The 8,608-nt window shown below is 69.3% G+C and carries 9 protein-coding genes; 5 read left to right on the top strand and 4 right to left on the bottom strand.

Going from position 1 to position 8,608, the window contains the following annotated elements; all coding sequences use genetic code 11:
- Positions 1–153: 153 nt before the first annotated feature.
- The 5 genes from A7A76_RS24360 (at position 154) to A7A76_RS24340 (ending at position 4,820) form a co-directional block, all read left to right on the top strand.
- A complete protein-coding gene (locus A7A76_RS24360) occupies positions 154–402 on the top strand; it encodes a YfhL family 4Fe-4S dicluster ferredoxin (protein ID WP_206413742.1) in 249 nt (82 codons plus the stop codon).
- Between the two features lie 5 nt (positions 403–407).
- Positions 408–2,192, top strand: coding sequence for a gamma-glutamyltransferase (ggt, locus tag A7A76_RS24355; protein WP_206413741.1), 1,785 nt, complete (start codon positions 408–410; stop codon positions 2,190–2,192).
- A 160-nt stretch (positions 2,193–2,352) separates the two neighbouring features.
- On the top strand, positions 2,353–2,946 hold the full coding sequence (locus A7A76_RS24350; protein ID WP_206413740.1) for a hypothetical protein: 594 nt from the start codon (positions 2,353–2,355) through the stop codon (positions 2,944–2,946).
- 213 nt (positions 2,947–3,159) lie between these two features.
- On the top strand, positions 3,160–4,050 hold the full coding sequence (locus A7A76_RS24345; protein ID WP_206413739.1) for an MBL fold metallo-hydrolase: 891 nt from the start codon (positions 3,160–3,162) through the stop codon (positions 4,048–4,050).
- Positions 4,047–4,820 (top strand): TMEM43 family protein, encoded by a 774-nt coding sequence (locus A7A76_RS24340; protein ID WP_206413738.1) that lies wholly within the window; start codon positions 4,047–4,049, stop codon positions 4,818–4,820. Before A7A76_RS24345 ends, A7A76_RS24340 begins: the two co-directional genes overlap by 4 nt.
- Before the next feature lie 242 nt (positions 4,821–5,062).
- Here A7A76_RS24340 and upp read toward each other — a convergent pair whose 3' ends face one another.
- From upp to A7A76_RS24320, 4 genes are all read right to left on the bottom strand, one after another.
- Positions 5,063–5,698, bottom strand: a complete 636-nt coding sequence (gene upp, locus A7A76_RS24335; protein ID WP_206413737.1) for a uracil phosphoribosyltransferase — start codon at positions 5,696–5,698, stop codon at positions 5,063–5,065.
- Positions 5,699–5,896: 198 nt separating this feature from the next.
- A complete protein-coding gene (locus tag A7A76_RS24330; protein WP_206413736.1) occupies positions 5,897–6,208 on the bottom strand; it encodes a hypothetical protein in 312 nt (103 codons plus the stop codon).
- Positions 6,209–6,237: 29 nt separating this feature from the next.
- A complete protein-coding gene (locus A7A76_RS24325; protein WP_206413735.1) occupies positions 6,238–6,480 on the bottom strand; it encodes a hypothetical protein in 243 nt (80 codons plus the stop codon).
- Positions 6,481–6,590: 110 nt separating this feature from the next.
- On the bottom strand, positions 6,591–8,090 hold the full coding sequence (locus A7A76_RS24320; protein WP_206413734.1) for an aminotransferase class III-fold pyridoxal phosphate-dependent enzyme: 1,500 nt from the start codon (positions 8,088–8,090) through the stop codon (positions 6,591–6,593).
- Between the last annotated feature and the right edge of the window lie 518 nt (positions 8,091–8,608).

Genomic DNA, 8,608 nt, shown 5'->3' with positions numbered 1-8,608 from the left:
GCCGCCGGGCCCGGCCCGCGCCGCGCAGCGCCTGCCGCGGCACGCAGCATCCCGGCGCGGCGCTATGCCCCGGGCCGGCGGCGGCCTAAACTGGGCGTCCGAGCCGGCTTCCCGCGAATCGCGAACCATCGCGCCGGCGTCTTCGAACCGCCCATGTCGCTGAAGATCAACGAACTCTGCGTCAACTGCGACGTCTGCGAGCCGGCCTGCCCGAATCAGGCCATCGCCCAGGGCGAGAGCATCTATGTCATCGACCCGGCGCGCTGCACCGAATGCGTCGGCCATTACGACGAGCCGCAGTGCGTGATGGTGTGCCCGGTCGAATGCATCGACAAAGATCCCGAGTACGTGGAAACCGAAACGCAGTTGCTCGACAAGCTGCGCCGTCTACAACAGGAGTGAACCCGATGCGCAAGGCGCCGCGGCCGCGAGCCGGTCTGCTGTCCCCCTGGTTGCTGGCCTCGTTGCTGCTGATCGCCGCTCCCGCGTACTGCGAAGCGCCGGCCCGGCCCGCGCGCGCGCAGGCGGCGAAACCTGCCCAGAGCAAGCCCGCTGCGAACAAGCCCGTCGCCGCGCACCCGCCCGGCACCGCCATCGCCAGCGCGCATTCGCTGTCCACCCAGGCCGGCCTGGACATCGTGCGCCAGGGCGGCAACGCCTTCGACGCGGCGATCGCGGTGTCCTCGACCCTGTCGGTGGTCGAGCCGATCAGCTCCGGCATCGGCGGCGGCGGCTTCTTCCTGCTGCACGACGCCAAGAGCGGGCGCGACGTGTTCGTCGACGCGCGCGAAACCGCGCCGGCCGCGGCCACGCCGGCCGCGTTCCTCGACGCGAAGGGCGAACTCAACCGCGACCGCGCCACCAACGGCCCGTGGTCGGCCGGCATTCCCGGCCTGCCGGCGGCGCTGGTGCATCTGGCGCAGAAGTACGGCAAGTTGCCGCTGAAGACCTCGCTGGCGCCGGCGATCCGCATCGCCCGCGACGGCTTCGAGGTGTATCCGCGCCTGGAGAAGGGCTACGGCAGCCGGCGCGAAGTGATGGAGCGCTACCGCGGCACCCGCGAGGTGTTCCTCGCCGACGGTTCGCCGCCCAAGGCCGGCGAGATCCTCAAGCAGCCCGATCTGGCGCGCACGCTGGAGCTGCTGGCGGCCAAGGGCTTCGACGGGTTCTACCGCGGCGAAGTCGGGGCCAGGCTGCTGGCCGCGGTCAAGGAGGAAGGCGGGCAGTGGAAGCCCGAGGAATTGTCCGGCTACAAGGTGGTCGAGCGCGAACCGCTGCGGCTGAAGTACCGCGGCTGGGACATCGTCACTGCGCCGCCGCCGTCGTCGGGCGGGGTGGCGTTCGCCGAAATCCTGCAGATGCTCGAAGGCTGGGACCTCAGCAAGCTCGACCCGGCCCATCGCACCCACATCATCGCCGAGGCGATGCGCCGCGCTTACCGCGACCGCACCATTTATCTCGGCGATCCGGACTTCGTGAAGATCCCGCTGCGGCGGCTGACCAGCGCCGATTACGCCGCCGGCCTGCGCGCCACCATCCATCCGGACAAGGCCACGCCCAGCGACCTGCTGCCGGGCCAGCCGGCGCCGCTGGAAGACGACGAGACCACCCATTTCTCGATCATCGACGGCGAAGGCAACCGGGTCTCGGCGACCCAGACGGTCAACCTGCTGTACGGCTCGGGCATGGTCGCGCCGGGCACCGGCGTGCTGCTGAACAACGAGATGGACGACTTCGCCCTGCGCCCGGGCACGCCCAACGCCTTCGGCGTGATGGGCTTCGCCGCCAACGCGCCGGAGCCGGGCAAGCGCATGCTCAGCTCGATGACGCCGAGCTTCCTGGAATCCAGGGACAAGGTGATCGCGGTCGGCGCGCCCGGCGGCAGCCGCATCATCACCCAAGTGTTGCTGGCGGTGCTGGCCTACGACGCCGGCCTGAGCCCGCAGCAGGTCGCCGCGCAGCCGCGCATCCACCATCAGTGGATGCCCGACGTGATCTCGGCCGAGGCCGGCGCGCTGGATGCCGACACCGTGGCCAAGCTGCAGGCGATGGGCCACAAGGTCAACGCCGGCGAATCGACCTGGGGCAACCTGCAGACGGTGATGTGGGACAAGCGCGCCGATACGCTGTCGGGCGGGACCGATCCGCGCAATCCGGTCGGCAAGGCGGATGTGGTGCTGGACAAGCCGTAAGCGCCGAGCCGTAAAGGCGAGGGAATCGAGGCGGGCAGGGCCACGGAAGCCGTAACGGTCCTGCCGTCGCCTGGATTGCCCTCATTCCCGATTCCGCCTTCGCAAGGTAGATTGCGCCCCATAGCCGCACCCGGACGCGGCCGCACAGGGGACCATGGCAGTGAGCGAGGACAACGACAAGCAACGCTGGTACACCCGCCTGCCGACGATCTCGGTGGCGCTGGTGGCCTTCCTCGTCACCCTGACCACGTTGATCAACAACGTGCGCGAGATCGGCGGGCTCAAGGACAAGAAGCCGGCCGTGTCCGCCGCCGCCGCGCCGGCCGCGCCCGCGCCGCTGGCGCAGCCGGCCCAGCCGAAGGCGCCGACGCGCTATTCGGTGGTGCTGACGCTGGAGAAGATCGAAGTCGTCAACGACGGCACCAGCGGCAGCACCTCGTGGACCTTCGACGTCAGCGCCGGAGGCCAGGACCTGTTCGAACTGCCCTCGCGCGATTACAACGACGCCGAGGACAGCCGCATCGCCACGCCGCGCACCAGCGATCCGTCGATGGGCCGCGTGACCCTGGTGCCGGGCCAGGAAATGCTGGTGAAGATCAGCGGCCGCTCCGGCGGCCTGATCAGCAAGCTCTCGGCCAGCGGCACCGGCACTTTAGTTGCCGACCACGCGCTGGCGCCGGTGAAGGTGGTCGCGGCGGATCCGCGCGATGGCGAGTTCATTTTCCACTTCGCGACGGTGGCGACGGCGCAGTAAAGCGGGGAATGGAAAAGCGGGAATGAAAGGCGGGGTTGGGGAACTGAGGTTTTGCGAAGGGCTGAGGTTCGGTGCGGCTTGCCAGACCTGCGCGCCGTCTCAGTTCCCCAGCCCCGCTTTTTCACTCCCGCTTCTCACTCCCATGCTTCCCGCTTCACCGCCCGCATCCTAAAATCGCCTTCCACCCCCGACGCCCGCGAGGGCGATGCCCCCATGAAACTCTGGTCGATCCTGGGCAACTCGCAGAAGCTCGACGGCGGCGCGATGTTCGGCAACGCGCCGCGCGCGATGTGGTCGAAGTGGGCGCCGCCGGACGAGCACAACCGCATCGACCTGGCCTGCCGCGCGCTGCTGGCCGCGCCGCTGGCCGGCAAGACGGTGCTGTTCGAAACCGGCATCGGCGCGTTCTTCGAACCCAAGCTGCGCGAGCGTTACGGCGTGGTCGAAGAACGCCACGTCCTGATCGATTCGCTGGCGCAGGCCGGCTTCAAGCCCGAGGACATCGACGTGGTGGTGCTCTCGCACCTGCACTTCGACCATGCCGGCGGCCTGCTGGCGCCGTGGGCCGAAGGCGAGCCGGCGCGGTTGCTGTTCCCCAACGCGCATTACCTGGTCGGCCGCGAGCACTACGAGCGCGCGCGCCATCCGCATCCGCGCGACCGCGCCAGCTTCATCGCCGAATTGCCGGCGCTGCTGGAAGCCACCGGCCGGCTGGAACTGGTCGACGGCGAGCATTCGCAGCTGCTCGGCGACCGCGTGCGTTTCCACTACAGCCACGGCCACACGCCGGGACTGATGCTGGCCGAGATCGTCGGCCCCGAGACCGTCGACGGCCGCGCCCACGGCGGCGTGGTGTTCTGCGCCGACCTGATCCCGGGCCGGCCGTGGGTGCACGTGCCGATCACCATGGGCTACGACCGCAACGCCGAATTGCTGATCGACGAGAAGCGCGCCTTCCTCGGCGACAAGCTCGAACGCAACGTGCATCTGTTCTTCACCCACGACCCCGGCTGCGCGCTGGCCCAGGTGGTGCGCGACGACAAGGGCAAGTTCGGCACCGCGCACGAAGTCGCCGAGTTGCAGGCCAGGGCGCTGGCGGCATGAACCGCCCCGCCGCGGCGCGCGCGTGGCTGGCGTTCGCGCTTGCGGCGACGGTGTGCGTGGCGGCGCCGGCCGCGGCGCAGGACGAGGACAGCGGCGAGCCGCTCGGCGAACCGGTCGCCGGCCCCAGTCTGCGCGACCGCGATTTCGGCGTGATCAGCCGCCAGTTCGGCCTCGACCGGCGGGTCGAGATGTACCAGTGGCAGCGCTCGACCGATCCAGTCTCGGGCCAGTTGGGCTATGAGCGGATCTGGAATTCGGCGCCGATCGATTCCGCGCGTTTCGAGCCCGGCCACGTCAATCCCAAGCGCATGCCGCTGGAGAACCGGCGCTGGTGGTCGGAATCGGCGACGCTCGACGGCCGGCCGATCGACAGCTCGGTGCTGCGCGCGCTCGGCGAATGGAAGCTGTTCCGGCCCAACTTCAGCCGGCTGCCGGCGAACCTCGCGGCGACGTTCCAGCCTGAGGGCGACGGCCTGGGCAGCTCGGAGAATCCGCTCGCGCCGCAGATCGGCGACTTGCGCGTGACCTGGCGCGAACTACGCCTGCCGGCGCTGGAAGGCAAGCTGGAGCTGCGCGACGGGGTGTGGCGGGCGAAACCCGAGGCCATCGCCGAAGCGTTGCGCGCGCCGCCGACGCGCGCCAGCGCGGTGGTGCTGGGGCAGGCGCCGCGCGACGAACGCTGGTCGTGGGGTTGGCTGGTCGCGGGCGTGGCCGTGGCGGCGGCGTTGCTGCTGTGGTTGCGCGGGCGGCGGCGGAAGCGCGCGGCGTAGGCGGGGGCATCGACATGGATTCCGGCTTTCGCCGGAATGACGGGACATGGAGGACGCGCGTTCGCCTGCAAGCGTCTGCGTTCTCCCGATAACCCGTCATTCCGGCGTAAGCCGGAATCCATTTTGATCTTGGTTGCGCTGGCGCGACATCGCGTCGGGCTTGCGTCGTATGTGCGGTGTCGCGGTCGCGGCTTGCGCCGCTCCTACAGGGGCTTCGGGATGTTTCGTCGGCTTCGCGCGGATCAGGCGTAGTGCTTGGTGCCGAAGATCTTGTCGCCGGCGTCGCCGAGCCCCGGCAGGATGTAGCCGACTTCATTGAGGCGCTCGTCGACCGAGGCTGTGAACACCTCGACGTCCGGGTGGCGGGCTTCCAGCGCCTTCAGGCCTTCGGGCGCGGCGACCAGGAACAGGCCCTTGATGCGCTTGCAGCCGGCGGCCTTGAGCAAGTCGATAGTGGCGATCAGGCTGCCGCCGGTGGCCAGCATCGGGTCGAGGATCAGCGCGGTGCGCTCGTCCATGCGGCCGGTGAGCTTCTCGTAGTAGCCGACCGGCTGCAGGGTTTCCTCGTCGCGCTGCAGGCCGACCACGCCGACCTTGGCCGCCGGGATCAGCTCCAGCACGCCCGGCAGCATGCCCAGGCCGGCGCGCAGGATCGGCACCAGGGTGACCTTGGCGCCCTTGATCTTGCGCGTGGTCACCGGCCCGGCCCAGCCTTCGACCACGGCCTCTTCGGTTTCCAGGTCGGCGGTGGCTTCGTAGGTGAGCAGGGTGGCCACTTCCGAGGCCAGTTCGCGGAACGACTTGGTGCTGTTGTCGGCGCGGCGCATCAGGCCGAGCTTGTGTTGGACCAAGGGATGGCGGACTTCGACGATTTTCATGCGGGGGTCTCGGGCGGGTGCGGGCGATCCTTGCCGCAAAGGATTGATGGTTGGCGGGCGGGGCGCAAGTTCGGCGCGGGTTGTTCGCGGCCGCTGCCGCCCCGCGGCGGGTGGCGACGCGGGGAGGGCGGCGGCGCGGCCGGGCGATGCGGAGTCCGCGCTCCAGGCGCGAAACCCGCGGGTCGGCCGCGCGGCAAGTCAGTCGGCGGTGGCGTACAGATTGTCGCCGTCGGCGATGGCTTGCTCGACGAAGCGCGCGAACTCATGCACTTGGCTCGGCTCGGTGAACTGCGCGGCGATCCTAGTCAGCTCTTCCAGCAGCCGCGGCAGTTCGCCGAGCAGCAGTGTGGCGTCGGCGTAGTAGTCGCGCAGCTTGTGCAGCAGCGGATACGCAGCGCGCGGCTGCGCACGATCGAACAACTGCGCATGCAAACGTTCGTCGATGGCGAACAGCCGGCGCGAGGCGTGGATCTCGTGCTCATGCCGGGCCTGGATCAGGTCGAGCGCCATGAGGGACGCAGCCGGCCCGCGCCGCGGCCTCAGGCCGTGCGCACGTAGCGGATCTCGATCCCGTCGCTGTCGCCGATCGCCGCGCGCAGCACGGTGATCAGCGAGCCGGCGTTGAGATGATCGATCTCGATCATGTCCACGGTGGCGTGGTCGATCCAGTAGTCCTGGTCCTTGCTGTCTTCCTCTTCCAGCGCCAGCACCAGGATCTGCAGCTCTTCCTCGCTGATCTCGCCGATGTCGGCGCCGGTTTCCTTGTTGGACAGACGGATCATTCGATTTCCTGAAAGCTGGGAGATAGAGAAGCAGAATCTAGATAGAAGTTAGCGAAAGCACCAGCGCCGCTTTTCGCTAACTCCTAACTCCTATGCGCTAACTCCTGCCGTCAAGCCGCCGCCGCCTGCTGCGCCCGCGGCCCCTCGCGCAGCGCGCGGCCGACCATCGACACCAGCAGCTCCAGCTCGTCGCTGGCGATGGTGAAGTTGGGGGTGAAGCGCAGCGAGTTGGCGCCGCCGTGGATCACGCCGATGCCGCGCTCGCGCAGCCACTCCTCGGTGGAGCCGGCGCCGAAGCACTTGAACTGCGGGGCCAGTTCGCAGGAGAACAGCAGGCCGGTGCCCTGGACCTTGGTGATCAGGCCGCCGAGCTCGTGTTTGAGCTTCTCGAGCTTTTCCAGCGCTTCGGCGCCGCGGTTGCGGATGTTGGCGCGCAGTTCCGGCGTGACCTGCTCGAGCACGGCGACGGCGACGTCGAGCGCGCGCGGGTTGCTGGTCATGGTGTTGCCGTACAGGCCCTTGCGGTACAGCGAGGCCGCGCGCTCGCCGACGGCGAGCACCGACAGCGGGTACTGGCCGGCGTTGAGCGCCTTGGAGTAGGTCTCCATGTCCGGCGCGTCCAGGCCTTCGAAGCCGGGGTAATCGACGATCGACAGCACGCCGTGGGCGCGCAGGCCGGCCTGGATCGAGTCGACCAGCAGCAGCGAGCCGTGGTCGCGGGTGAGTTCGCGCGCCAGGGCGTAGAAGGACGCCGGCACGCCGCGGCCCGGGTCGCCTTCGCCCATCACCGGCTCCAGGAACATCGCCTCGATGAACCAGCCCTTGGCGTCGGCGTCGGCGAAGGCCTTCTTCAGCGCGTCGGCGTCGTAGGGCTCGATCGCGATCACCGAGTCTTCGCCGCGGAAGCTGGCCAGGTGCTGGCTGTAGGCCTTGCGCGAGGAATCCGAGTACAGCGCCGGGCGCTCGGTGCGGCCGTGGAAGCTGCCCTTGACCACCAGGCGCTTGATCGTGCGGCCGGCGTGGCGCGCGCCCGGGTCGGTCATCAGCTTGCTGTTGACGTCGGCGATGCGCGCGGCCAGCGAGACCGATTCGGAGCCCGAGTTGAGGCAGAAGAAGCGCTCGTACGGGCAGCCGCCGCGTTCGATGCCGATGGCCCCGCGCAGGGCGCGCTCGAAGCGCAGCTGCGACAGCGACGGGGTCATGATGTTGGCCATCACCTGCGGCTTGGCCATCGCCGCGATCACCGCCGAGGGGGTGTGGCCGAAGCCGAGCATGCCGTAGCCGCCGGAGTCGTGCAGCACCGCGCCCTTGAGGGTGACGATCCATGGGCCGCGCGCGCTCAGGGCGACGTAGGGGTTGACGCCGTCGTCGGGGTAGAAGTTGACGTAGCCGGCCTGGATCGCCTGGATCTGCGCGTCCTCGTCGAGGTCGAGCAGGTCGGCGTGAAGATCGCGGATCAGCGCGTATTCGGCGGCGGCGGCGGCGATGGCTTCGCCCAGTTCCGGATGGGTGACGGCGAAGCGGGCGACGGTCTCGTCGTCCAGGCCGACGGTGCGGCGCTGGCCGGCGTGGGCGCGCAGCGGCGCGAGTTGGGCGAGCAGGTGGGTCATGGCGGTCTCCTGTGTTTCGTGTCGTCGGCGTCCTGCCGGTTGTTGCGTGAGCAGACCGGTCCGCCCCCTGGCCGGACCCTCGCAGTTGCAGCGGCCCCCCGGGCCGCCAAGCGCCATCTCTCACAACGGGAATGGGTGTTCAGCTAACTCCTTGAAACGCCGGAAAACCACGCAAAATTTTTGCGTAAGGCTATGGCCTTTTGACGATTTTTCGTTTCATTTCAATGATTTATGGGAGTCTATCACGTCCTCCCAGGCACGATAACCCCTGTGCCGGGCCGCCGTCCTGGCCGCTTCGTGCCGGCCGCGGCGGGGTTCGTGACGCTTGTCACCGGCGATCGGTGGCTGGCCGCACTGCCGGGCGCGGGCGCCGGAACCGACAGTGGCATCCGACATCGGCGTCCGAGAGGCAAGCCATGAGCGCGATCCATCCGTTCCACCGCGTCGTCGCCGCGACCGCGCGCCAGCCGCGCCCGGCGCCGTTGCCGCTGCGCGCGCCGGCGCGCATGCCGGCCTAT

Origin of the sequence: Lysobacter enzymogenes (assembly GCF_017168095.1) — a bacterium.
In the GTDB taxonomy this organism is placed as follows: Bacteria; Pseudomonadota; Gammaproteobacteria; order Xanthomonadales; family Xanthomonadaceae; genus Lysobacter; species Lysobacter enzymogenes_D.
The sequence above is the reverse complement of the archived record's forward strand: the minus strand, read 5'-3'. Positions and strand labels throughout refer to the sequence as shown.